The 24,743-nt window shown below is 60.5% G+C and carries 25 protein-coding genes; 11 read left to right on the forward strand and 14 right to left on the reverse strand.

Translation table 11 applies throughout. The features are described 5' to 3' along the window. Positions 1–5: 5 nt before the first annotated feature. Both PMI36_RS20390 and PMI36_RS20385 read right to left on the reverse strand, forming a co-directional pair. The gene (locus tag PMI36_RS20390; protein WP_008070028.1) at positions 6–890 is read right to left on the reverse strand and encodes a DMT family transporter; all 885 of its coding nucleotides are present in this window, start codon (positions 888–890) and stop codon (positions 6–8) included. Between the two features lie 135 nt (positions 891–1,025). Then, a complete protein-coding gene (locus PMI36_RS20385) occupies positions 1,026–1,802 on the reverse strand; it encodes an IclR family transcriptional regulator (RefSeq protein WP_008070030.1) in 777 nt (258 codons plus the stop codon). A gap of 244 nt (positions 1,803–2,046) precedes the next feature. On the opposite strand from PMI36_RS20385, the gene ypfJ reads away from it, so the two are divergent. Both ypfJ and PMI36_RS20375 read left to right on the forward strand, forming a co-directional pair. Further along, positions 2,047–2,940: a KPN_02809 family neutral zinc metallopeptidase gene (gene ypfJ / locus PMI36_RS20380; RefSeq protein ID WP_008070032.1), complete on the forward strand. Its 894-nt coding sequence runs from the start codon at positions 2,047–2,049 to the stop codon at positions 2,938–2,940. After that, positions 2,940–3,899 (forward strand): alpha/beta fold hydrolase, encoded by a 960-nt coding sequence (locus PMI36_RS20375; protein WP_008070034.1) that lies wholly within the window; start codon positions 2,940–2,942, stop codon positions 3,897–3,899. The genes ypfJ and PMI36_RS20375 overlap by 1 nt, the downstream gene beginning before the upstream one ends. A gap of 141 nt (positions 3,900–4,040) precedes the next feature. Here the strand turns inward: PMI36_RS20375 and PMI36_RS20370 are convergent, their stop codons facing one another. From PMI36_RS20370 to PMI36_RS20360, 3 genes are all read right to left on the reverse strand, one after another. Next, on the reverse strand, positions 4,041–4,634 hold the full coding sequence (locus PMI36_RS20370) for an HAD family hydrolase (RefSeq protein ID WP_008070036.1): 594 nt from the start codon (positions 4,632–4,634) through the stop codon (positions 4,041–4,043). Next, positions 4,631–5,500 carry an acyl-CoA thioesterase II gene (tesB, locus tag PMI36_RS20365; protein WP_008070038.1) on the reverse strand — a complete coding sequence of 290 codons (870 nt, stop codon included), beginning with the start codon at positions 5,498–5,500 and terminating at the stop codon, positions 4,631–4,633. The genes PMI36_RS20370 and tesB overlap by 4 nt, the downstream gene beginning before the upstream one ends. 105 nt (positions 5,501–5,605) lie before the next feature. After that, positions 5,606–6,175, reverse strand: a complete 570-nt coding sequence (locus PMI36_RS20360) for a GNAT family N-acetyltransferase (RefSeq protein WP_008070040.1) — start codon at positions 6,173–6,175, stop codon at positions 5,606–5,608. Positions 6,176–6,265: 90 nt separating this feature from the next. Here PMI36_RS20360 and PMI36_RS20355 point away from each other — a divergent pair, with 90 nt between their 5' ends. Together PMI36_RS20355 and PMI36_RS20350 are read left to right on the forward strand one after the other, a co-directional pair. Then, positions 6,266–7,186 carry a histone deacetylase family protein gene (locus PMI36_RS20355; protein ID WP_008070042.1) on the forward strand — a complete coding sequence of 307 codons (921 nt, stop codon included), beginning with the start codon at positions 6,266–6,268 and terminating at the stop codon, positions 7,184–7,186. 281 nt (positions 7,187–7,467) lie between these two features. Then, positions 7,468–8,709 (forward strand): TIGR03862 family flavoprotein, encoded by a 1,242-nt coding sequence (locus PMI36_RS20350; protein ID WP_008070044.1) that lies wholly within the window; start codon positions 7,468–7,470, stop codon positions 8,707–8,709. Positions 8,710–8,832: 123 nt separating this feature from the next. Here the strand turns inward: PMI36_RS20350 and PMI36_RS20345 are convergent, their stop codons facing one another. Together PMI36_RS20345 and yedA are read right to left on the reverse strand one after the other, a co-directional pair. Next, positions 8,833–10,167, reverse strand: a complete 1,335-nt coding sequence (locus tag PMI36_RS20345) for a DEAD/DEAH box helicase (RefSeq protein ID WP_008070045.1) — start codon at positions 10,165–10,167, stop codon at positions 8,833–8,835. Between the two features lie 78 nt (positions 10,168–10,245). Continuing rightward, entirely contained in the window at positions 10,246–11,172 is a 927-nt protein-coding gene (gene yedA / locus PMI36_RS20340) for a drug/metabolite exporter YedA (protein ID WP_008070047.1), read from the reverse strand. 163 nt (positions 11,173–11,335) lie between these two features. Here yedA and PMI36_RS20335 point away from each other — a divergent pair, with 163 nt between their 5' ends. Beyond that, complete coding sequence (locus PMI36_RS20335) at positions 11,336–11,782, forward strand: Lrp/AsnC family transcriptional regulator (RefSeq protein ID WP_008070050.1); 447 nt, start codon at positions 11,336–11,338, stop codon at positions 11,780–11,782. Between the two features lie 130 nt (positions 11,783–11,912). On the opposite strand, the gene PMI36_RS20330 is transcribed toward PMI36_RS20335, so the two are convergent. The 3 genes from PMI36_RS20330 to PMI36_RS20320 form a co-directional block, all read right to left on the reverse strand. After that, positions 11,913–12,524 carry a 3'-5' exonuclease gene (locus tag PMI36_RS20330; protein WP_007895390.1) on the reverse strand — a complete coding sequence of 204 codons (612 nt, stop codon included), beginning with the start codon at positions 12,522–12,524 and terminating at the stop codon, positions 11,913–11,915. Between the two features lie 22 nt (positions 12,525–12,546). Then, entirely contained in the window at positions 12,547–13,026 is a 480-nt protein-coding gene (locus PMI36_RS20325) for a LabA-like NYN domain-containing protein (protein WP_008070052.1), read from the reverse strand. Between the two features lie 142 nt (positions 13,027–13,168). Continuing rightward, entirely contained in the window at positions 13,169–13,948 is a 780-nt protein-coding gene (locus PMI36_RS20320; RefSeq protein WP_008070059.1) for a DUF2076 domain-containing protein, read from the reverse strand. Positions 13,949–14,126: 178 nt separating this feature from the next. Between PMI36_RS20320 and PMI36_RS20315 the strand changes: the two genes are divergently transcribed. Together PMI36_RS20315 and PMI36_RS20310 are read left to right on the forward strand one after the other, a co-directional pair. Beyond that, positions 14,127–14,801, forward strand: a complete 675-nt coding sequence (locus PMI36_RS20315; RefSeq protein WP_008070061.1) for a YciC family protein — start codon at positions 14,127–14,129, stop codon at positions 14,799–14,801. 88 nt (positions 14,802–14,889) lie between these two features. Further along, on the forward strand, positions 14,890–15,972 hold the full coding sequence (locus PMI36_RS20310; RefSeq protein ID WP_008070063.1) for an endonuclease/exonuclease/phosphatase family protein: 1,083 nt from the start codon (positions 14,890–14,892) through the stop codon (positions 15,970–15,972). A 125-nt stretch (positions 15,973–16,097) separates the two neighbouring features. Here the strand turns inward: PMI36_RS20310 and hrpB are convergent, their stop codons facing one another. Continuing rightward, the gene (gene hrpB, locus PMI36_RS20305; RefSeq protein ID WP_008070065.1) at positions 16,098–18,614 is read right to left on the reverse strand and encodes an ATP-dependent helicase HrpB; all 2,517 of its coding nucleotides are present in this window, start codon (positions 18,612–18,614) and stop codon (positions 16,098–16,100) included. A gap of 97 nt (positions 18,615–18,711) precedes the next feature. Between hrpB and PMI36_RS20300 the strand changes: the two genes are divergently transcribed. Together PMI36_RS20300 and PMI36_RS20295 are read left to right on the forward strand one after the other, a co-directional pair. Continuing rightward, positions 18,712–19,131, forward strand: a complete 420-nt coding sequence (locus PMI36_RS20300) for a hypothetical protein (protein ID WP_008070067.1) — start codon at positions 18,712–18,714, stop codon at positions 19,129–19,131. A 30-nt stretch (positions 19,132–19,161) separates the two neighbouring features. Continuing rightward, positions 19,162–20,055, forward strand: coding sequence for a cation diffusion facilitator family transporter (locus PMI36_RS20295; RefSeq protein WP_008070068.1), 894 nt, complete (start codon positions 19,162–19,164; stop codon positions 20,053–20,055). Positions 20,056–20,101: 46 nt separating this feature from the next. On the opposite strand, the gene PMI36_RS20290 is transcribed toward PMI36_RS20295, so the two are convergent. Next, on the reverse strand, positions 20,102–21,097 hold the full coding sequence (locus PMI36_RS20290) for a DUF6515 family protein (RefSeq protein WP_008070071.1): 996 nt from the start codon (positions 21,095–21,097) through the stop codon (positions 20,102–20,104). Between the two features lie 435 nt (positions 21,098–21,532). Here PMI36_RS20290 and PMI36_RS20285 point away from each other — a divergent pair, with 435 nt between their 5' ends. Next, positions 21,533–22,012, forward strand: a complete 480-nt coding sequence (locus PMI36_RS20285; protein WP_007894448.1) for an Lrp/AsnC family transcriptional regulator — start codon at positions 21,533–21,535, stop codon at positions 22,010–22,012. A 186-nt stretch (positions 22,013–22,198) separates the two neighbouring features. Next, positions 22,199–22,408 (forward strand): DUF2788 domain-containing protein, encoded by a 210-nt coding sequence (locus tag PMI36_RS20280; RefSeq protein ID WP_007894445.1) that lies wholly within the window; start codon positions 22,199–22,201, stop codon positions 22,406–22,408. Here the strand turns inward: PMI36_RS20280 and PMI36_RS20275 are convergent. Together PMI36_RS20275 and amn are read right to left on the reverse strand one after the other, a co-directional pair. Then, the gene (locus tag PMI36_RS20275; RefSeq protein ID WP_008070073.1) at positions 22,403–23,038 is read right to left on the reverse strand and encodes a pseudouridine synthase; all 636 of its coding nucleotides are present in this window, start codon (positions 23,036–23,038) and stop codon (positions 22,403–22,405) included. The two genes, PMI36_RS20280 and PMI36_RS20275, sit on opposite strands and share 6 nt — an antisense overlap. Positions 23,039–23,109: 71 nt before the next feature. Continuing rightward, the gene (amn, locus tag PMI36_RS20270; protein ID WP_161794734.1) at positions 23,110–24,609 is read right to left on the reverse strand and encodes an AMP nucleosidase; all 1,500 of its coding nucleotides are present in this window, start codon (positions 24,607–24,609) and stop codon (positions 23,110–23,112) included. Positions 24,610–24,743: the final 134 nt, after the last annotated feature.

Genomic DNA, 24,743 nt, shown 5'->3' on the forward strand with positions numbered 1-24,743 from the left:
CGGCCTCAGCAGCGGCTTTGTTGCCACGCCGCCGCCAACCCGCTGCAGCAAATCACTGCGATCCCGACCACCGTGGTGAGGGTCGGCGTGTGAGAAAACAACAGCCAGCCCAGCAATCCGGCAAAGACAATCTGGCAATAGCCGAACGGCGCCAGCAGCGCAGGGGCGGCATGGCGGAACGCCTGGGTCAGAAACAGGTGCGCCGTCATCCCGCAGGCGCCCAGTGCAACCATCATCAATCCATGCCCAAGGCTTGGCACTTTCCAGAAAAACGGCACCAACGCACTCATCACCAAGGTGTTGCACAGGCCAGCAAAGAAGTTACTGGTGGTCGGGCTGTCGATTTCACTGAGCTTGCGGGTGAGCAATTGATAGAAGCAGAAAAACAGTGCTGAGCAGAACGGCAGCAACACCGCAGGCGTGAACAGATCACCGCCGGGATGGACGATGATCAATACGCCGACAAATCCGCAAATCACCGCGATCCATTGGCCGCGGGTGACCCGCTCACGCAGCAGTGGCACCGACAGCGCGGTGACCAGAACCGGTGCGAGAAAGTTGACCGCCGTGGCTTCGGCCAACGGGATGTACTGCAAACCGGTGGTGAAAAACAAACTGGTACCCAACAGGCACAACGCCCGCATCAACTGCAGCAATGGCCGCTTGGTGCGCAGGACACGCAACCCGGATTGCGGGAGAAAAATCCCGGCCATCAACAAGGTGTGAATCACGTAGCGAGCCCAGACCACCATAACGACCGGATAAAACCCGCAGAGGTATTTCGACAAGGCGTCATGGCTGGAAAACAGAAAGGTGGCGACCACCACCAGCAGGATGCCTTTGAAAGGATGATTGACGCCGCAGAGCGGGGTGCTGATAGACGACGTCAAGGCGAGGTTCTCTTCTGGCGGGATAATTCCAACAATTTAGAACCCGGTTCCAGATTCTTATAGTTGCAGCGTCTGAAAGTGTGCGAACAGCGCACGGTTTTTTATCGACTTCCGGATCGATGGGGGCAAGCGCTATCAGCTAAAGAGCTCCGACGCCTGACTCGCTGCCGACAGTTCTTGGGCGAACGCCAACAACGTCGGTGCCAATTCATGCAGTCGCGCTCCCGGCATCCGCGCGCTCGGCCCGGCAATGCTGAGCACGCCGATCACTCGCCCCTGCAGTGGATGACGGATAACCGCAGCAATCGCCGACGTGCCTACCGCCGAACTTTCCTCGACCCAGGCATAGCCCTGCTCCCGCGCCAGGCGCAGCCGCTCCAGCAGTTCGATGTTGGAGCGTGGCGCATTGGGCCCAAGGCCCTCGGGCTTCTCGATGGCCTGGCGCTCAACCAGCGACAACGCTTCGGCATCGCTCATGCTGGCCAGCCACGCATGCCCGGAAGCGGTATAGAACAGCGGCGCATCGCGCCCCATGTCCGGGTCGTAACGCAGGCCGGAACGGGCGCCCTGGGATTTGGCGATCCAGGTCTGGCGCTCGCCTTCGATCACCCCCAGACGCACCAGCTCGCCGGTCTCCCGGGCCAGCCGATCCAGCACTGGCTGGACAATGTCCGCACCACTGCCGGACAAGTAACGAAAGCCCATGGCGACCAGTTTGGTCGATAAGTGATAGCGCAGGTTTTGCGGATTCTGCCGCACATACCCCAGACGAATCAGTTCGGCGAGCAGACGGTGGGTCGCGCTCTTGGGAATGTCCAGTTGCTCGGCCAGGGTCTGCATCGGCAAACCTTGAGGTTCACCGGTAAGGCTTTCCAGCACGCTGAAAACACGTTCGATCTGACTGCCTGCCATGGGGGATTCCAAAACGAAATTTGACTGATTCTAAAAGACAACTCGAAGGAAGCAAAATCTGGAACCTGTCCGGCAGCAGCCTTGACCGAACCTGCAGTACCCGTCCGTCCATGAAACCGCTAATGTCGCCACTTACCAGAACCCTTGTCGCCAAGGGCTGTCAGACGACCGGACTGGCGCCATACCTACTCACCGGCAACACTCATCACCATGCGCCTTCATCAGGTAAAAAAGAGGATCCCCCATGCTTTGGAAAAAAGGCCGACGCAGCGACAACGTGGTCGATGCCCGTGGCGATGATGTCGGTGGTGGGGGCGGTGGAATGCGTTTTGGTGGAGGCAAGGGCCTGAGCCTGACGGCGATCCTGTTGATCGTCGGGATCGGCTGGATCACCGGCCAGGACCCGCTGCAGATCCTCGGCCAACTGACCGGGCAAATGAGTGAGCAGTCAGCCCCGGCCCCCACCCAAACACGCAAGGCGCCACCGGCCAATGATGAAGGGGCCGAATTCGTGCGCTCGATCCTCGGCGATACCGAAGACACCTGGCGCCAGATTTTCCAGCAGGCCGATCGGCAATATAAAGACCCGACCCTGGTGCTGTTCAGCAACCGCGTCAACTCGGCCTGCGGCCTGGCGACTTCAGCAACCGGTCCCTTCTATTGCCCGGCTGACCAGAAGGTCTACCTCGATATGAGTTTCTTTCAGGAGATGTCCCAACGCTTTTCCGCCGCCGGCGACTTCGCCCAGGCCTACGTGATCGCTCACGAAGTCGGACACCACGTGCAGACCCTGCTCGGCGTTTCAGCGAAGATTCAGACCGCTCGCCAACAGGGCCGGCAGATGGAAGGCGACAATGGTTTGCTGGTGCGCCAGGAACTGCAGGCCGATTGTCTGGCCGGCGTCTGGGCCAACAATGCGCAAAAACGTCTGAACTGGCTGGAACCCGGTGACATCGAAGAAGCCTTGAACGCCGCCAACGCCATCGGCGACGATCGCTTGCAACAGCAAGGTCAGGGCCGCGTGGTGCCGGATTCCTTCACCCACGGCACTTCGGCCCAGCGAGTGCGCTGGTTCAAGGCCGGATTCGCACAGGGCCAGGTGAGCCAGTGCGACACCTTTGCCGCGAAGAATCTGTGATGCGTAAGTGGCTGCTGGTTCTGTTAATCACCTGCGCAAGCACCCAGGCTGCCGAGCAAGGGGTCAAGGCGATCAGTTCCGGGCGCTTGCTGTTGAGCGCCGGGGAAATCGCGGTGAGCATGGGCCCGACACCGGAAAAAATCGAACGTGTGGTGATCATCGTCCATGGTCGATTACGCGATGCTGAAACCTATCGCCAAAGCGCCGAACGCGCTGCCGAGCAGGCCGGGCAAAGCGCGAACACCTTGGTACTCGCCCCGCAGTTTCTCAACGAAACCGACGTCGCGAGCCATCCGGTGCCTGACAGTGTTTTACGCTGGCAAGGCAATGACTGGATGGCCGGCGGTTTATCCACCGCGCCGTTTACGCTGAGCGCCTATGCGGCGCTCGACGAAATCATCGCGCGACTGGGTGATCGGCGACAGTTTCCGGACGTGAAGCAAATCGTCATCGCCGGTCACTCCGGCGGCGCTCAGGTGGTTCAACGTTATGCCTTGCTGAGCCACCCTCAGCCAGCCCTCGACGCGGAGGGCGTGAAAGTGCGCTATGTGATCGCCAATCCTTCGTCGTATGCCTACTTCAATGAGCAACGGCCGGTGGCGTTCAGTCACGCGAAATGTCCGAATTTCAATCGCTGGAAATACGGGCTGGCGGATCTGCCCGCCTATGCCGATGGGCAGACACCTGCGCAACTCGAAGAAAACTACATCAAACGTGACATCGTTTATTTACTCGGGCAGCAGGACATCGACCCGAATCATCCGGCGCTGGATAAAAGTTGCGAGGCCAAAGCCCAGGGTGCTTCTCGATTGATTCGTGGGCGCAACTATTTCAATTATCTGAAACGGCGCCATCCGCAAGGGTTGAGTCAGCAACTGATCGAAGTGCCTGGGGTCGGGCACAATGGGGACGGGATGTTTACCTCGCCTGAGGGGCAGAAGGTGTTGTTCGGGCAGTGAGGGTTGTGGTGCCGGCAAGTGCCCCTTCGCGAGCAAGCCCGCTCCCACATTTGATCGGTGTGAACACAGATTTTGTGTACACCAAAATCTACTGTGGGAGCGGGCTTGCTCGCGAAAGCGGTTAACCCGACAACATATCCCTCAAGCCGACAGCAATTGCCGCAACTCGACGCAATCGCGCGCGTGCCAATCCGCCAATTCCGGCCACGGATTATCCGGCAGATTCACCAGCACCGTCCGCGTTCCCGCCGCCCGGCCGCAATCCAGATCAAAGCGGTAATCACCAACCATCACCATTTCGCTCGCCGGCACCTTCCAGGCTTCGGCCAGTTTCAGCAACCCACCAGGATGCGGCTTGGGCGGTGCTTCATCGCGGCCCAGTACATCCTCTTCCGCAAAGCAGTCGGCCAGGCCGATAGCCTCTAGCGTGACATGCGCCAGCTCACGAGCATTGCGCGTGAGAATGCCCAGGCGATAACCGCGCCCGGCCAACTCACGCACCAGTTCCACCGCGCCCGGCGCCGGTTTCGAACCCAGCGCCAGATCCCGCTCGTGCTCCAGCAGCCACGCGTGTTTGGCCGCGGCTTCATCGGCCGGCAGCGCAGCGAGGTGGGTCAGGATGTCGTGTTCGGCGGGAATCGCCAACGCCACGCGAATCGCCGCGAAGTCATGCACCGCCACCGTCAGGGTGCCGTCCATGTCGAACACCCAGTGCCGCACCTCGGCCAGGCTCACGCCCAATCCTTGCGATGACGAATCAAGCCTTCCTGAGTGACCGAAGCCACCAGTTGCCCGGCACGGTTGAACACGCTGCCACGGGAGAATCCGCGCGAATTGCCGGCCCACGGGCTGTCCATGGCGTACAGCAACCAGTCATCGGCGCGCAGGTCGGCATGGAACCACAAGGCGTGATCGAGGCTGGCGACCTGCATGTCTTTCTGCCAGACCGATTTGCCGTGGGGCAACATCGAGGTGGTCAGCAGACCGAAGTCCGACGCGTAGGCCAGCAGGTATTTGTGCAGCGCCGGGGTGTCAGCCAACGCACCGTCGGCACGGAACCAGACGTATTTGATGGGATCGGCAGGCTGCGGGTTGTAGGGGTCTTTTTCGGTCACCGGCCGGACTTCGATCGGTTTCGGGCACAGCAGTTTTTCGCGCATGTGTTCAGGGATCAGGTGCGCGCGCTGTTGGGTGAGTTCCAGCTCCGACGGCAAGTTTTCCGGGCCGACTACTTGCGGCATCTCAGTCTGGTGCTGGAAGCCTTCTTCGTCGTACTGGAACGAGGCACTGCAGGTAAAAATCGGATGGCCCTTCTGGATCGCCGTCACCCGGCGCGTGCTGAAACTGCCGCCATCGCGCACCCGATCGACCTGATACACCACCGGCAATTTGGCATCGCCCGGACGCAGGAAATAACCGTGCATCGAATGCACATGGCGCGCCGGCTCGACTGTCTGACTGGCCGCCGACAGGGACTGGCCGAGTACCTGACCGCCGAACAACTGACGAAACCCCAGGTCCTGGCTGCGACCACGGAACAGGTTTTCTTCAATCGGTTCCAGGGTCAGCAGGTCTACCAGATCTTCCAACACTTGGCTCATTCAGACTCTCCTCACACAACGCAATGCCGCGCAGTCTTGGCTGCGGCGGTCGATTCAGTTTATGGCCGGTTCAACATGAGGGCCATTGTAAACGTCCGCGCCTGCTTATCCATGCAAGGTTTGCAGCCATTGCTCACGGGTGATGCGGTACAACACATGCGGGCGCAGCGGATGATCGGCTGCAAGCCGCGGGTGCTCGAAGTCATCGGCGGGGGCATGGTGCATGCCGATTGCTTGCATGACTTTCTCGGATGGCAAATTGGTCTTTGTGGTGAATGCGACGACCTCTTGCAGCGCCAACCGATCAAACCCGCAGCGCAGAGCGGTCCACGCCGCTTCACCGGCATAGCCCAGGCCCCAGTGCTCGCGCGCCAGGCGCCAGCCGATTTCAGTGGCCGGCGTAAATGGCGCATCAAAGCCGACCACACCCAGCCCGGTAAACCCGATGAACGCCCCGGTGTCCTTGCGCTCCAGTGCCCAGAGACCGAAACCATGCTCGGCAAAATGCCCGCGAATCCGCCCGATCAACGAGGCACTTTCCAGTCGACTCAAGGGTGCCGGAAAATAACGCATCACCTGTGGATCGGCACACATCGCCGCAAACGCCTGTAAATCCTCATCACGCCACTGCCGTAACAACAGTCGTGCGCTTTCGAGTTCCAGTATCGGCTCCATCGTGCCTCCTCCCCCGTTTCCATGCCGCAAGTCTACATCGCTGGTAGGATCGTTCACTCATTCCTACATGCCTTCCTGTATAAATCTGCCATGCCCCTGCCACTGATCTACCACGAAGACTACAGCCCCGAGTTCCCGGCGGATCACCGCTTCCCCATGGACAAGTTTCGCCTGCTGCGCGATCACCTGGTGGACAGTGGGCTGACCCGCGACACCGATTTGCTGCGCCCGGACCTCTGCCCGCCAGAGATTCTCGCCCTCGCCCATGACCCTGCGTATATCGAACGCTACATGGGCGGCGAATTGTCCCGCGAAGATCAACGACGCCTCGGCTTGCCCTGGAGCGAAGCGCTGGCCCGGCGCACGGTGCGAGCGGTCGGCGGTTCGCTGCTGGCGGCCGAACAGGCACTGGAGCATGGTTTGGCTTGTCACTTGGCCGGCGGCACCCACCACGCGCATTACGATCATCCCGCCGGGTTTTGCATCTTCAATGACCTGGCGGTGATCAGCCATTACCTGCTGGAAAGTGGCCGAGTGAATCGGGTGCTGATCTTCGACTGCGATGTGCATCAGGGTGACGGGACTGCACGAATCCTGCACAACACCCCTGAGGCGATAACCGTTTCCCTGCACTGCGAAAAGAATTTTCCTGCACGCAAAGCCGAAAGTGATTGGGACATTCCGTTGCCGATGGGCATGGGCGATGCCGATTACCTGAAAGTGGTGGACGACGCACTCAACTATTTGCTGCCGCTCTACCAACCGGACCTGGTGCTGTACGACGCCGGCGTCGATGTGCATAAGGACGACGCCCTGGGTTATCTGAAGCTGACAGACGAAGGCGTCGCCGCTCGCGATGAAAGCGTGATGCGTCATTGCCTGGGCCGGGATATTCCGGTGGTCGGCGTGATCGGCGGTGGTTACAGCAAAGACCGCAAGGCCCTGGCACGCCGTCATGGAATCCTCCATCACAGCGCCCAACGGGTCTGGCAGTCATCAGGTTGTCACTGAGTTATGGATCTTTACCCACAATGCCTGTGGAACCGCCTGTGGATAACCTGAGTGAAAGGGTCTGCAGGCCATGCGGGGTGTAGGCTACAGAACGGTGGTTGTTTTTTAACCACCTTTGAAAACACCGAAGATCAAATGTGGGAGCGGGCTTGCTCGCGAAGGCGATTTAACAATCCACATTGATGTCGACTGACCCACCGCTTTCGCGAGCAAGCCCGCTCCCACATTGATCGGGGCTGATAGAATGCCCGGCTTCATTCCGCCAAACCGCAGCGCATTCCATGACCCAGCCCTCCACTTCCCTCCCCCCTCACGTCGCCATCATCGGCGGCGGCCCTGCCGGTTTGATGGCGGCTGAAGTGCTGAGCCAGGCCGGGATCAAAGTCGATCTGTACGACGGCATGCCTTCAGTGGGGCGAAAATTCCTCCTCGCCGGGGTCGGCGGCATGAACATCACCCATTCCGAGGCCTACCCGGCATTTCTCTCACGCTATGCCGAACGGGCACCGCAGATTGCGCCATTGTTGCGCGCCTTCGGCGCCGACGCCTTGTGCCAATGGATTCATGACCTGGGCATCGAAACCTTTGTCGGCAGCTCCGGCCGGGTGTTTCCTACCGACATGAAAGCCGCTCCCCTGTTGCGTGCCTGGCTCAAACGCCTGCGCGATGGCGGCGTAGTTATCCACACCCGCCATCGCTGGCTCGGTTGGGATGACAACGGTGACTTGCGCATCGACAGCCCCGAAGGCGAAAAAACTGTTCAAGCCGACGCGACCCTGTTGGCCCTCGGTGGCGGCAGTTGGTCGCGCCTCGGTTCGGACGGTGCCTGGATGTTGGCGCTGGAACAGCGCGGTGTAGGACTGGCGCCGCTGCAACCGAGCAATTGCGGCTTCGAGGTGCAGGCCTGGAGCGAATTGATGGTCAGCAAATTCGCAGGCAGCCCGCTGAAAAACATCGCCATTGGCCTCAATGACGATGTGCCACGACTCGGGGAATGTGTGATCACTGCCACGGGGATTGAAGGCAGTTTGATCTACGCCCTGTCGGCACCGATCCGCGAAGCGATCAATCAACACGGCTCGGCAACCATTCACCTCGACCTGTTGCCGGGCAAGCCTGTGGATAAAATTCAGTCTGCGCTGAGTAAACCGCGCGGCTCACGCTCCACGGCCAAACACCTGCACAGTCAACTTGGGCTTGATGGCGTGAAAGCGGCGCTGTTGCGAGAGCTGGCACCGGCCGATTGTTTTACCGATCCGGCGCTGCTGGCCAAAGCGATCAAGGCATTGCCGCTGACGCTGGTGAAAACCCGGTCATTGGACGAGGCCATCAGCAGCGCAGGGGGCGTGATGTTCGAGTCGATGGATGAACGTTTGATGCTCAAGCAACTGCCCGGCGTGTTCTGCGCGGGGGAAATGCTCGATTGGGAAGCGCCGACCGGCGGCTATCTGCTGACCGCGTGTTTCGCCAGTGGGCGAGCGGCGGGGATGGGGATGGTGGAGTGGTTGAAACACAAGGATTGAGACCGAGGTGCGCCCTTCGCGAGCAAGCCCGCTCCCACATTGATCACATTCTTCCTGAAAGAACTCGGTCGAATGTGGGAGCGGGCTTGCTCGCGAAAGCGGCCTAACAGACGCCGGGAGTTTTCAAGGCTTCTTCTTACGCGGCCCGGTGTTAAACACCGGCACTTTACGCACAGGCTTGATCGAAGGCTCCGGCGCCGAGGCATCACCGCTCTCGACCCACTTGCCCAAATTGCGCTTGCCGCCACTGGAGGTCTTGGGCTTCTTCGGCTTTTTCGGCTTCTTGACCACCTGACCGCTGGCATCAGTATCCGGCACGCGGTGCTCAGGCTCGAAATCCTGCTCCATCTGGCGAGTCAACGTCTGACGGGTCAACGTCTCGATGGCCGACAGCAAATTCACCTCATCAGCACACACCAGCGAAATCGCCTGCCCGGTTGCGCCCGCACGGCCGGTACGACCGATACGGTGGATGTAGTCCTCCGCCACGATCGGCAGGTCGAAATTGACCACCAAGGGCAAATCTTCGATATCCAGGCCACGGGCGGCAACGTCGGTGGCTACAAGGATCTGCACTTCACTGGCCTTGAAACGATCCAGTGCCCGCTGACGGGTCGCCTGAGGTTTGTCGCCGTGAATGCCGTCGGCATTGATGCCCAGGCCCTGGAGCTTTTCCACCAACGCGTCTACGCCGTTACGGGTCTTGGCGAACACCAACACCTGCTTCCACTTGCCTTTGCGCATCAAGTGAATGAACAGCTCCGGCTTACGCTTCTTGTCCACCGTCACCACCCATTGCTTGACGGTGTTGGCGGCGACGTTTCGCGGGCTGACTTCGATGCTCAGCGGGTCGTTGAGCATTTGCCCGGCCAGCAGGCGGATCGCATCGGAGAACGTGGCAGAGAACAACAACGTCTGACGTTTCTTCGGCAATACACGGTAAATGTTCCCAAGCTCCTCGGAAAAGCCCAGATCGAGCATCCGATCGGCTTCGTCCAGCACCAGGGTTTGCAACTGGTTGAACTTGAGCGCGTTCTGGCGGAACAGGTCGAGCAAGCGGCCCGGAGTCGCCACCAACAGGTCGACGCCTTTGCGCAGCTTCATCATTTGCGGGTTGATGCTGACACCGCCGTACACCGCGTACGTGCTCAACGGCAGGTTCTCGGCGTACTGGCGCACGGCTTCGTGAACCTGTTCGGCCAACTCGCGGGTTGGTACCAGGATCAGTGCGCGCACGGAGTTGGCGCTGACTTTCGGCCCTTCCATGGCCAGCAATTGCAGCAGCGGCAAGGCGAAACCGGCGGTTTTGCCGGTGCCGGTCTGGGCTGCTGCCATCAGGTCACGACCGGCCAGCACCGCCGGAATCGCTTGTGTCTGCACCGGCGTAGGAGTCTGGTAGCCGAGCGTCTCGAGAGCGCGCAGCAAGGGTTCGATCAGGCCAAGGGTGGCGAAAGTCATGGGAGTACCGTAGGAAAATTCAGCGCGGGTTTTTCAAAACAAGTGTGCAAAACAAGATGCAATGGCGCGCAGTTTACCCTAATTCGCGCGGGATTCTGTCGGCACCACTACGGCTGGTCGATCTGCACCTCGGCGCCACTGCGGCAACCCGATCAACACCACGGCACTGATGATCACTGTCATGGCCAGCGCTTCTTCAATACCAATGGTCTCGCCAACAAATACGATACCCAGCAACACCGCCACCGCCGGGTTGACGTAGGCATAACTGGTGGCCGCTGCCGGACGCACGTGTTTCAGCAGGTACATGTAGGCGTTGAAGGCAATGATCGAACCGAAGAACGTCAGATAGGCCAATGCGGCCCAACCTTCGATCGGCGGCATAGCCTCCAGATGCTCGCCACTCACCGCGCTGCCGATCAACAACACCACGCCGCCCACCAGCATTTCCACGGCACTGGCCATCGCGCCCTGCGGCAACGGCAAGTGTTTGCTCCACACCGAACCGAACGCCCAGGACGCTGCCGCGAACACCAGCAACGCCGCGCCCAACGGGCTCGATTGCAGATTGGAACCGAGGTTGAGCATGGCGATACCGATCAGCCCGAGCACAATCCCGGCCCATTCGAGACGGGTATTACGCGCGCCCCAGAAGTATCCGCAGAGCAAGGTAAACAGCGGCACCGTCGCCACCGCCAATGCGGCAACACCGGAGGCCACGCCCGTGTGCTCGGCGACGCTCACCGCACCGTTACCAAAGGTCAGCAGCAAAATCCCGATGATCCCCGCCGCTTTCCATTGCGCCCACGTCGGTGCCGGTGCCCCGCGCCAGCGCAGGAACGCGTACATCAACGTACCCGCGATCACGAAGCGGATACCGGCGAGCAACAGCGGTGGCCAGTACTGCACGCCGATACGAATCACCAGGTAGGTCGACCCCCAAATCACGTACAACGCGAAAAAAGCAGCGATCAGGGGTAAGGAAAAACGGCGTATGCCAGGCATGGGCAGCTCGAGAACAAGACAAAGAGAGCAGCTATTCTAGAAAGGCCAGCAGCGGAAAATAAGTTACAAAACCTGTTTATAGCGCCGGTACACTTTTCAAAACACGGAGTTCAGCGCTATAAACCGTGCTTTCGAAAGTCAGCCTTTTTTCAGGAACACCACGATGGACAAATACGACCGCATGCTCCTCAGCGCCCTGTTGGAAAACGGTCGTGCGTCCTACGCCGATCTGGCACGCAAGGTGAACCTGTCCGCTCCGGCGGTGGCCGAGCGCGTCGCCAAACTTGAAGCTTGCGGGGTGATCACCGGCTACCAGGCGAAAGTCGACATGGCCAAAATCGGACTGCCGATCCAGTGCGTCATCGAACTGCGCCTGAATCAGCACGGCAACCAGAAAACCTACGACGAACTGATCAAAATCCCACAGCTCACCGAATGCCACCGCGTCACCGGCGATCCGTGCGTGATCATGCAAGCGGCGGTGGGTTCAATGCCGGAGCTGGAAGAGTTGATCAACCGGATCGCCACGTTCGGGTTCAGCAAGACCTCGATCGTGCTGTCGAGTGCCATCGAGAAGCGGGTGCCGTTGGGGCAGTTGGAAGGGAAGTAGGTCTTATGTCACCGCAGACCCAATGTGGGAGCGGGCTTGCTCGCGAAAGCGGTGTGTCAGTCGACATAAATGTTGAATGATAAATCGCTTTCGCGAGCAAGCCCGCTCCCACACTTAATCTGCGGCGTACTCAGAACCCGCGATACCGCTTCAGATGCTCATTGATCTTCGCCGCCGGCACTTTCTGCAAGCTGACGAGAAGATCATGCGACAACTCGCGCAACCCATGCTTGCGCCGCAACTCTTCAGCCAAGTGCGCCGTCAGGTTGGCCGCCATTTCGGCATCAGCCATGGCCCGGTGAGCCTTGCCGGTATTGGGCAGGCTGGCGAAAGTGGTGAGGGTGCCGAGTTTGTGGTCCGGCGCGGCGGGCATCAGGCGGCGGGCGAGTAACAGCGAGCAGGCAAAGTTCTGCAAGCGTGTGCGTTTGATTCGCCCGAGTTCGTAGTCCCAGAACTTCTGGTCGAACGCAGCGTTGTGCGCCAGCAGCGGCGTGATGCCAACGAATTCGTTGACCTCGTTCATCACCTGCTCGGCCGAAGGCGCGGTACGCAGCATGGCGTTGCTGATGCCGGTGAGTTGCTCAATAAAAGCCGGCACCCGCACGCCAGCGTTCATCAGGCTTTGGTAACGCTCGACAATGCGCCCCTGTTCAAGAATCACCACGGCAATTTCCGTGGCCCGGCAGCTGCTGCTCGGGGAGAGTCCGGTGGTTTCAAAGTCGATGACTGCTATGCGTTCCAAACCTGTTTCAACTCCGTAAAAATCAATTCTTGAGCAGCAACGCGCCTTCGATCGGCACGTAACGGCTGGCAGCGCGGATCAGCGAGTTGGCGGTGAGACCGGGCACGCCATAGGCCACCGCTTGCACGCCGTGCTTAGCGATGATGCGTTCCAGCAGCATGTCGAAATCACCGTCGCCAGAAGCCAGCACCACTTCGTCGACATGATCGGCGGCGTCCATGATGTCGAGGGTGATGCCCACGTCCCAGTCGCCCTTGGCCGAACCGTCGCTGCGCTGGATGTAGGGCTTGAGCTTCACGATGAAGCCGAGATTGCGCAGGATCTGCTGAAACTGCTGCTGCTTGCTGTCGCCACGATCGATCGCATAGGCATAGGCCTCGACGATCTGCCCTTCTTTACTGACGTCAGCCCACAGCGCGGCGTAGTTGAAGTGGCAACCATAAGCCTGACGCACGGTGTAATAGAGGTTCTGGACATCGGCGAACACTGCGATTTTTTTCACCGTACATCCTCTTTGGCGTGCCGAAGCGCGGGCAGGTTCAGGCACCAGGGCCCGAAAAGTTGCCCAGTATGCCAGCCCAAAGGATTGTTCCGCGAATAATCGGCCATGTGGTGAGGGAGCAAGCTCCCTCGCCACAGATGTGTCAGACGAAGGAATCGTCGTCGCCACCGAAGAACGATGAGCTGTCATCGCTATAGTCGGCGTCGGCGTATCCGCCTTGATCGCTGGAATTGTCAGCCACGCGCTGATCGTCGCCCCAGCCATTGCCGCTGTCGCTCTGATCGTTGGCCTGAGCCGGCTCCTCCTTGATGACTTCAACCACTTCTGGCTGCTGATTGTGATGGAACAGGCTACTGATGCCTTGCGCCAGCATGACGCCACCGGCCACGCCCGCTGCCGTTTTCAACGCGCCACCGAGGAAACCGCTGCCGGCAGGCTGTTGTGGTGCGTAGTTTTGCTGGGGCGGCGCTCCGAAGTTTTGCTGAGTAGCCGGCGCACCAAAGTTTTGCTGCGGCGGCTGCGAGTTGAATGACGGCCGCCCAGGTTCACGCCAGCCGCCATTCGACGGGGCTGCGCTTTGAGTCGGAGCAGGCTGTGGATCACGGGAAGCGCCACCGAAGATGCTCGACAAAAAGCCACCGCTGCTCGGTGCCGGCGCCGCCGTCTGAGCCTTGGCCGATTGCAGTTCAGCCTGCAATTGCTGGATTTGTTGAGTGAGTTGCTTGTTCTGTTCGTCGAGGCTCTTGATGGCTGCCTCTTGCACCAGAATCGCCTGGGTCATGAAATAGCCCGCCGCGGGCTGGCGAGTCAGGTGTTCCTTGATCCGCGCTTCGGCCTGGGCGTCGCGCGGGGCTGAATCCGTCTCGGCCTGTTGCAGCCGGGAAAACAGTCCATCGATCAGGGTTTGTTCTTCGCTGTTCATGGCGACCTCATAGATTGCCGGGAATATCGTCGCCCTCATCCACGGTGGATAAGGTGCTCACCAGTAATGGGGCTGCTACAGGATGTTTCAATGACCTTTACCGAACGTTTACGTTTGCGCCCCAAAGGGGTTCATCGGTTAAAGTGAGGCACCTGCTTTCGACCTGCGATACCGACTGATGAATCCGTTCGATGTACTGCGTGACTCTCTGTATTTCTTCAAGCGCAATCTGCGCCAGATCGTGCAGCTGTGCCTGCCGCTAGTGATTGTCGAGGCGCTGCTGCAACAGGTGGTCGACCACTCCACGGAGCCGGGCAGTTTCCCCGGCATCAGTGTATTGGTCGGCCTGCTGGTGTATCCGCTATACACCGCCGCGCTGATCCTGTTTCTCGATGCCCGCAGCCGTGGCGAAACGCCGCGCACCCGCGACTTGCTGGCGACTTCCGCGACCCTGTGGCCGCGTTTCGCCCTGCTGACCGCCCTCAATACCCTGCTGATTCTGATCGGCCTGTCGCTGTATTTCCTGCCGGGGATCTGGTTGATGGTGACACTGGCGTTCGGCGAGTACCTGCTGGTGCTGCGCGGCCTGGCACCGCTGGCGGCGATGAAGGAAAGCCTGCGCCTGACCCGCGGGAATTTCCTGCGCATTCTGGTGTGCATTCTGTGCGTGATGGGGCCGTTGTGGGTGCTCAAGGGTGCGACACTGGCGGTTTACCCTGACCCGCAGAACCCGGTGATCTCGCTGCTGATCGACAGCGCGCACAGCTTCCTGCAACTGTTCACCAGCGTCGTGGTGTTCCGTTTGTTCATGCTGATCGCCGACGCGCCCGAGAAAGCTGACGGGGCACTTTGAAGAACGATGTGTCGCGGCTAATTGATGGGCATGCCGTTTGCGCTCGGTTATGCTCGGGATCATTTTTTGTAACGCTATAAGCCGAGCCATGACCCGTCTACTGCGCTACACCCTGCTGTGCGTGCTGATTGCCATTGGCCTGATTGCATTGATGATCTACAGCCTCACCTGGCGCCCCGAAGCCAAGGAAGCGCTGCCGGTCAGTTGCAACGCCCAGGCGCCGACGCTGGTGCCCGGCCAGGCGCTGAAGGTGATGACCTGGAACGTCCAGTACCTGGCAGGCAAGCGCTATGTTTTCTGGAACGATCTGGCCGCAGGGAACGACGAGAGCCCTACGCCTGAAGACATGGCCTTCAGCCTCGACGAAGTGGCGCGGGTGATTCGCGACGAGCAACCGGACATCGTGCTGTTGCAGGAACTCGATGACGGTGCCAAGGCCAGCGACTACCAGAACCAGTTCAAATTGCTGCAGGATCGAGTCACCGATCTGTACCCGTGCAGTGCGCAGGCCTTCGACTGGAAAGCCGACTTCGTGCCTGAACCGCCCATCTACGGCAGCGTTGGCCGGCAATTGGCAACCCTGAGCCGCTACCAGATCGAACACGCCGAACGCCTGCAATTACCGGTCGCACCGGCCAATTTCATCAGCCGTCAGTTCAAGCCGAAAAACGCCTTGCTGGTCACTCACCTGCCATTGAGTAATGGCGGCCAAATGGCCGTGCTCAATACCCATCTGGAACGTGCCACGCCCCCGCTCGACGAAACCTTGCAACGCCAGGTGACAGCCGTGGCCAAGGTCCTCGACAAGTACGAAAGCCGCGGCACGCCGTGGTTGATCGGCGGCGACTTCAACCTGTTGCCGTTGGGCCAGTATCGACGCCTGCCCTCCGAGCAACGCACGCCCTACTCCGCCGACAGCGCGCTGCATATGCTGTGGGATAAATACCCGATGGTCCCCACCAACAACGAAGCCAGCGGTATCGATCGGGCGCAATGGCTGACCCATTACCCGAATGACCCAGGCTTGAACGGCCCGGACCGGACCGTCGACTACCTGTTTTACAGCCCGCACCTCAAACGGGTCGAGGCGCGGGTGCGGCAGGACGATACGTTGCGGATTTCCGATCACTTGCCGGTGATTGCGCGGTTTCTGTTGCCGGCCGCGCCTTAGGTCAAAAGCTTCGCGAGCAAGCCCGCTCCCACACTGGTTTTCGGTGGTACACAAATGCTGTATTCACTGAAGATCTCATGTGGGAGCGGGCTTGCTCGCGAATGCCGCACCGCCGATGCCACTGACTACTTACGCGGTTTGATCCGCGCCGTCGCCTCAGCCACCAGAGGATCATCCGGCCAGTAGTGTTTCGGATAACGCCCCTTCAAATCCTTCTTCACCTCGGCGTAGGTGCTGCGCCAGAAGTTCGCCAGGTCCTGCGTCACCTGCACCGGCCGGCGCGCCGGGGACAGTAGGTGCAGCTTAACGACCTGCCGGCCACCGGCGATTCGCGGGGTTTCGGCCAAGCCGAACAGCTCCTGCAACCGCACCGCCAGAATCGGCGGCTGTTCGCTGTAATCCAGACGAATCGAAGAGCCCGACGGCACGCTCAAATGATGCGGTGCAAGTTCTTCGAGCCGTTGCGGCAGCGGCCACGGCAACAAGTTATGAACGATGCTCGACAGGTCCAGATTGGCGAAGTGACTAAGCCGTGAGACTTTGCCCAGATACGGCATCAACCAGTGCTCGAGGCTTTTGAGCAACGCCGCATCACAGACATCCGGCCATTCACTCTGCTCCTTACTGCCGAGATCCAACTGACGCAACAACGCAACCCGCGCCTGCCACTGACGCAGCTCTGGCGTCCAGGGCAACAGCTCCAGGCCTTTACGCCGCACCAGATTCACCAACGCCTGACTGCGAGCGCTTTCATCGAGCCCGGTCAGCGGTTCGCGGCTGAGGATCAATTCGCCGACCTTGCGCTGACGCTCGGCCCGCAGCACGCCTTCGCGCTCATCCCAATCCAGTTGATCGACGCAACGCACCTGCTCGGCCAACACCGAATCGAACAACGCCGGATCGAAATCCGTCGCCAGATAAATCCGTTCTTCACGCTGGCCCTGACGACTGCCCAGATCAGCGATCACCAGCCACGGTTGCTTCATCAGGCTGTCTGCCTCGGCGAATAACGCCGCACGACCGTTGGCCAGTCGATATTCAGCGCCACCGGCCCGCCGCTGTTGGGCAACCCGATCGGGATAGGCCAACGCCAGCAACGCGCCAAGCCAGCGAGGATGATCCGGATCGCCGACCGGTTCCGAAGCCTTGCCACGCAGGTAACCGCGATACTGCCGCGCCAGTTGCCGAGCACGCTGAACGCCGCCCTGCGCACCGCGGGCAGCCCGTTCTTCGCCGGACAGCAGCACCAGTCGACTGTGCAGATCCGCGCCGGCACCACGCAAAATATCCCGTTCACCGAGCAGTGCCGCGACATCGCAGGCCATGTCAGCCAAGCCGAGCGCCTGGCCCCGCAACAGCAAATGAGCGATCCGTGGATGGGCCGGCAATTCAGCCATGGCCTGACCGTGACGGGTCAGCGCCTCGCCCTCCAGCGCGCCCAAACGTTCAAGCAGATCCTGAGCCTGTGCATAAGCCGCTGCGGGCGGGACATCGAGCCAAACCAACTGACCCGGCGTCACGCCCCAACGACCCAGTTGCAAGGCCAGCCCGGCAAGGTCCGCCGAGAGAATTTCCGCACTGGCGTAAGCCGCCAGTTGTTCATGCTGATCCTGCGACCACAGGCGATAACACACGCCGGGCTCCAAACGCCCTGCCCGACCTGCGCGCTGCGTGGCGCTGGCTTTGGAAATGCGCTGAGTATCCAGGCGAGTCATGCCGCTGCCGGGGTCGAAACGCGGCACTCGCGCCAGCCCGGCATCGATCACCACGCGCACTCCGTTGATGGTCAGGCTGGTCTCGGCGATGTTGGTCGCCAGCACCACTTTGCGTTTGCCGGCGGGCGCCGGATCGATCGCGGCGCGTTGGGCGGCGAGGTCCAATTCACCGTGCAACGGGCAGAGCAAAACCTGTGTGCTATCGCCCAGCGCATCGGCGAGTTGTTGATGCACCCGACGAATTTCCGCCTGCCCCGGCAGGAACACCAGCAGGCTGCCGGTCTCATCGTTCAGCGCGTCGAGAATGGTCTGCACCACCCTTGGCTCGATAAATTCACCAGGCTGAAACGGTCGCCCCCAACGCATCGTCACCGGGTACATGCGACCTTCGCTGCGCAGGATTGGCGCATCATCGAGCAACCCAGCCAGGCGTTCACCTTCCAGGGTTGCCGACATCAATAGAATTTTCAGCGGTTGATCTTCGCGAAACAGCTCGCGGCCATTGAGGCTCAGGGCCAACGCCAGGTCGGCGTCGAGGCTGCGTTCGTGGAACTCATCGAAAATCAGCAAACCCACGCCTTCCAGCGCCGGATCATCCTGCAAGCGCCGGGTGAGAATGCCTTCGGTGACCACTTCGATGCGGGTATTGGGGCCGACTTTGCTGTCGAGACGAATGCGGTAGCCAACGGTTTCGCCAACCTTCTCGCCCAGCTCACTGGCCAACCGCTCCGCCGCCGCCCGCGCGGCCAAGCGGCGCGGTTCAAGCATCAGAATGGTCTGCCCGGCCAGCCATGGCTCGTTGAGCAAGGCCAAGGGCACGCGGGTGGTTTTACCGGCGCCGGGCGGTGCTTCGAGCACGGCTTCGTGGCGTGTAGCGAGGGCTTCACGCAGGGCGGGTAAAACTTCATCAATCGGCAAAGAAATCATGCTGGCTCCCAAACAGAGGGCCGAGTATAACGGCGTTCAGCGCGGTCCTAATTCATATCGACGATGCTTCGTTTCCAGATAACCCAGGAGATTTCAAATGCGTGCTCCCTTTCGCTTGATCGGCGGTGTATTGATCGCGTCCTTGCTGACCCAAATGACCGCCTGCGGCACGATTTTCTATCCGGATCGTCGCGGTCAGATTGACGGCAAGATCGACCCGGCCATCGCCGCGCTGGATGCCGTGGGCCTGCTGTTTTACATCATCCCAGGCCTGATCGCCTTTGCGGTGGACTTCGCCACGGGCGCCATTTACTTCGAACCGGGCCGCACTGCTCAGGTGGCTCCGGAAAAACTCAAGGAGGCCATCGGTGCCGACGGCAAGGTCGATAACCACAAGTTGCAGACTATTCTCGAAACCGAGTTGGGCCGCAGCTTCCCGCTGGACGATCCACGTCTGATCCAGCACAAGGGCAGCACCCAACAACTGGCCATGTTCGGCCTGCAACCGGCCGCGTAATTGGTGCACCAAAAAGGAAAAGCCGCACTTATGACCAGCAGTACCGAACACGCCCGCCTGCTGCGGCTGGCGACGCGCGCCTCGGTGGCGGTGGCGTGCACGTTGATCGTGGCCAAAGCCATCGCCTGGTGGCTGAGCGGCTCGGTGAGCATGCTCGCCGGGCTGACCGACTCGGCACTCGATGGCGTCAGCTCGCTGCTCAACCTGCTGGCCGTACATTACGCCTTGCGCCCGGCCGACGACGATCATCGTTACGGGCACGGCAAGGCCGAATCATTGGCGGGCATGGCTCAGGCACTGTTCATTGGCGGCAGTGCGGTGCTGATTGCGTTGCAGGCGATCGAGCGATTGAAGCATCCGGAGCCGGTAAGCGCCGCGTGGCTCAGCATCGGGGTGATTGTGTTTTCCCTCGCCCTGACCGTGGCCCTGCTGATGTTGCAGCATCGGGTGATCAAGGCAACCGGTTCCAACGCTGTGAGTGCCGATTCCTTGCATTACCGCTCAGACTTGCTGCTCAACGGCAGCATTCTGGTGGCGCTGGTGCTGGCCGGGTTTGGCTGGCATCAAGTCGACCCCTGGTTTGGATTGGGGATCGCCGCCTACATCCTCTGGAGCGCCATTCATATCGCCCGGGAAAGCTTTGCGGTGCTGATGGATGAAGAGCTGCCGCCGGATGTCAGCCAGCACATGCTTGAGCTGGCCTGCAGCGTGCCGGGTGTTTTGGGCGCCCACGACCTGCGCACACGCATCTCCGGCAACCAGTGGTTTGTGCAATTGCATCTGGAATTGCCGGGGGAGCTGACTCTGTCAGTCGCCCACGGCATCAGCGATCAAGCCGCCGATGCGATTCACGCCGCTTACCCGCGAGCCGAAGTGCTGGTGCACGCCGACCCTATGAAAGCAGCTTCAAGCGACAAGCTTTAAGCTCCAGGCTTGAGGCTTGAGGCTTGAGGCTTATAGCTTGCAGCTGCTACTGAACCTGATAACCGCGACTGCTCAGGCAGTTGCCCTGGGCCTGTCGGTAGGCTTGCACCACCGACGGATCCGGTTGATAGGTGACTGCACGCGGATCGAAGCCGCTCTGCTCCACGGCCCAGCGATAACACTCGTAACCGTCCCGACTGACCTCCTCCGGCGACTGGCCGTTGGCCGGATACGCCACCACGTCATAACCACTGCTCACCGGTTGCGGCTGCATCGGTGGTTCGACCACGACGTAATCCCGAGTGCTCTCTTGATAGGCGTAATACGCGCCGGCCGCCAGGAACAACAGCGCACCGCCGATCCACACTTCACGCGCGTAATCGGGCAAATAGCTGACCCGAATCCCGCGAGGCGGCTGAACCACCACGTAACGCGGGCCTTGCGGACGATACCAATAACCACCGGAATAGAAATAATCCTGGCCGCGATACGGCACGCGGTAGTTGCGCTCCGGGAAGCGGTCGATCACGTACCCCGGACGATACTGCGGGCCGGGGCCCCAGCCATTGCCGCGTCCATCCGGGCGACCGGGCCAGCGACGATCATCATGACGTGAGCCCTGACCACCAGTCTGCCAGTGCTGGTTGTCATAGTTGCGCGGCTGCTCGTCCTGATAGTAGCCACGCCGGGGTTCCTGGGTCTGGCGCACGGTGTCGGGCCGGCCCTGAATTGGCAGATTGTTACTGGGTTGTTGCGGCGGTCGGCCCTGAACATTGGGATCGTGCGACTGACGGTTCTGACGCCCGCCGCCCTGATTCTGGTCGTGGAGCTCGAACTGGCGGCTGTTGTCGCCACGAATGATTTCGTTGTTCTGCGGCCGGGGCTGATTGTTACCGTCATGACCCTGACCTTTGCCCTGATGATCCGGCCCGCGTTGGCCGCCATCAGGCCCACGGATTTGCGGCTCATCGGCCAGCGATTGCGCAGTGACACTCACACATAGCAAACCAACACCGGCCAAACGCCAGATGCGCGACTTCATGCTTTTCCTCACTGCGGGTTAGGGCCTGTACGTAAGACTGGGAAAGCACAGGCCGGTTCTGCAACAGGTTATCAGTCACGCAACTTATTTATTGAGGGTCGCCCATAAATTCCGGGCAAGAAAAAAGGGAGACCCGTCGGCCTCCCTTTGAGAACTTCGTCCGTGCTCGACGCTTATGACGTCGGCTCACCTCACGCCGTCTTCTGGACAGTGTGTAGCTCGGGGGTCAACACATCCCCGGTGGGGGTGGCGACCGCAGCTGGCCTGATTGGGCGAGCCGCACTGGACTGTTTGTCCGAGCAGTGATTCTGGTGATAAGAATAGGCCCGGAGCACCGGCAGAGGATTGCGAAGATTGCTCAAATAAACATCACTTGCGCAATTTTTAACTCAGGATAGATAATCCGCCGCAATAGTTATGACAAAGGCCTGATTGATGAGCAAACTCGACCGATACGACCTGAGCATTTTGGCTGAATTACAGCGCGACGCGCGCATCTCCAATCAGGAGCTGGCCGAACGCATCGGCCTGTCGCCTTCGCCTTGCTCGCGGCGGGTCAAGCAGCTGGAAGACGACGGTTACATCACCCGCCAGGTCGCCCTGCTGGACCGCAAGATGCTCGGCCTGAGCCTGACCGCGTACGTGCTGATCGGCATGGACCGCCATACTCCCGAGCGGTTCGAGAACTTCGAAGCCGCCATTCGCACCTTGCCGCAGGTGCTTGAATGCAGCCTGGTGACGGGGATGGATGCGGACTATCAGCTCAAGGTAGTGGTGCCGGACATGGATCACTATCAGAAACTGCTGCTGGGGCATCTCACCCGGATTGAAGGGGTGACGAGTGTGCGGTCGAGTTTTGTGTTGAACCAGGTGCTCAACAGCACCGAGTTGCCGCTGACTCATCTGCGCAGCTGAGGACGCCTTCGCGAGCAAGCCCGCTCCCACATTTGGAATGCATTCCCCTGTGGGAGCGGGCTTGCTCGCGAAGGGGCCGGAACAGGCGACGAATGACTGCGACACACCGACGCAGGTCAATGCCTCGCCAATCCCCCATGGCGTATACTCCAGCGCCTTTTAGCCCACCCACGCTGGAGATGTCCGATGGATCCTGCAGTACTCGAAGAGTGGATGATGACTGGTCTGGTCAGCATCCTGATCATTTTCATGGGTTTCATCGTCTGGGATCTGGCGAAAAAATCCAAGGCCGGGCGCTTCGGCTCGTTCATTTTGTTCTTCGTACTGGGGCTGGGCGTGGCCGCGTTCGTGATCAAAAGCGTGGTCATCGGCCTGATCGAATCCGGCACGCTATAAGCGCGCCGGCACTTCCTTCCACTGGCCCTGATCGAGCCCTTCGATCGACCAGTCACCGATTCTGACCCGCACCAGACGCAACGTCGGCAAGCCGACCGCCGCGGTCATGCGCCGTACCTGACGGTTGCGGCCTTCGCGAATCACCAGTTCCAGCCAACTGGTGGGCACGCTTTTACGAAAGCGCACCGGCGGGTTGCGCGGCCACAGTTGCGGCTCATCCAGTTGTCGCGCTTCGGCCGGTAACGTCATGCCGTCGTTCAGCTCGACGCCATCGCGCAAGCGCTGTAGCTGCTCGGCGCTTGGTTCGCCTTCCACTTGCACCCAGTAAGTCTTGGCCAGTTTGTGTTTCGGGTCGGCAATTCGCGCCTGAAGCTGGCCGTCGTTGGTCAGCAACAGCAAGCCTTCGCTGTCGCGGTCCAGCCGCCCTGCCGGGTAGATTCCCGGAATTTCGATGAAGTCCTTGAGCGTTGCCCGCCCTTCGCCGTCGCTGAATTGCGTCAGCACATCGAAAGGTTTGTTGAACAGAATCAGCTTCGGCTCGGCCGGCGGCGCTTTGGCGACACGGCGCGGGGCTGATTGCGGGTTGTTCGCGCCAGGGCGGCGAGAGACGGGACGAGGTGGACGAGGCATGGCGAAAAGAACATCTAACGGTCAGGGCTGCCAATGCTAGTGCCCTGACCGTCAAATGACCATGAGAACAATCAGCGGAACGGCGGCTCGTCGAAGCTGCGCAGTTTGCGCGAGTGCAGCGAGTTGAGCTCGGTGCGCAACAGATCCACTGCTTCGATGCCGATCTTCAAGTGCTGGCTGACCGCGCGCTCATAGAAGGCGTTGGCCGAACCCGGCAGTTTGATTTCGCTGTGCAACGGTTTATCCGATACGCAGAGCAACGTGCCGTATGGCACCCGCAAGCGGTAACCCTGGGCGGCGATGGTGCCGCTTTCCATGTCCACCGCCACGGCGCGGGACAGGTTGATCAGCGGACGCTCCTGCGCCCAGCGCAGTTCCCAGTTACGGTCGTCATAGGTCAGCACGGTGCCGGTGCGCAGGCGCTTCTTCAGCTCGTCGCCCTTCTCACCGGTGATGTTGGCCGCCGCTTGCTGCAACGCCATCTGCACTTCAGCCAGGGCCGGAATCGGAATGTTCGGCGGCACGACCCGGTCGAGAATCCCGTCGCGACGCATGTAAGCGTGGGCCAGCACGTAGTCGCCAATGGTCTGCGACTGACGCAAGCCGCCACAGTGGCCGATCATCAGCCAGCAATGCGGACGCAGCACCGCCAGGTGGTCGGTGATGTTCTTGGCGTTGGACGGGCCGACGCCAATGTTCACCAGGGTCACGCCATGGCCGTCGCTGGCGATCAGGTGATAAGCCGGCATCTGGTAACGATGCCAGACCACGCCGGCGGCAATTGCCGACGCTTCGCCGTGATCCATGCCCTTTTCGATGATCACATTGCCCGGCAACACCATGCGCACAAAACGCGGGTCGTTGCGCAGTTGCTCCAGGCCATGAACGATGAACTGGTCGACGTAGCGGTGGTAGTTGGTCAGCAGAATCCACGGCTGCACATGGCGCCAGTCGCTGCCGGTGTAATGCACCAGCCGGCGCAGGGAGAAGTCCACCCGCGCGGCGTCGAACAGGGCCAGCGGCAGCGGGTCGGTGTTTTCCCAGTCGTACAAGCCATCGGCGATGCCATCGGTGGCGGCCGACAAATCCGTACTCGGGAACACTCGCGCCAGCACCGCCGCCGTAACGCCGGAGCCGGCCAGCTCATCGCCCTGCTCGACCACGTACGGATAAGGAATGTTCTGCTGGCTGACGCCGACTTCCACGGTCACGGTGAAGTCGTGCATCAACGGGACGAGTTGTTCCAGCAGGTATTTGCGGAAAGCCCGGGGATGGGTGACGGTGACGCTATAGGTTCCCGGCAGTTGAACCTTGGCATAGGCGCGAGTGGTCTGTGGGACTTCGCCCTGGCAAAGGTAGGTCAGACGCAACTCGGGATAACGAAACAGAGCCCGCTGCTCAGCGTCCGGCTCGACGCGATCCTTGAGATAACGCTTGAGCGCCTGATTCAGCGCGGTGGTTGCACGTTCGTGCAAGGCAGCAAGCCGATCCACGGCTTGCTCGGCGGTTTGAACGACAATAAACGCTTCGGTCACGATCAGCTTCCTGTGTTCTGACTTGCAGACCTTCATCTTGCCTGCATCATCGCTTCACGGGAACCCTGTGGGAGCGGGCTTGCTCGCGAATGCGGTTTACCATTCAACAATGATATTGACTGACAGGCCGCATTCGCGAGCAAGCCCGCTCCCACATTTATTTGTGTCGA

This window comes from Pseudomonas sp. GM79 (genome assembly GCF_000282495.1).
Classification (GTDB): domain Bacteria; phylum Pseudomonadota; class Gammaproteobacteria; order Pseudomonadales; family Pseudomonadaceae; genus Aquipseudomonas.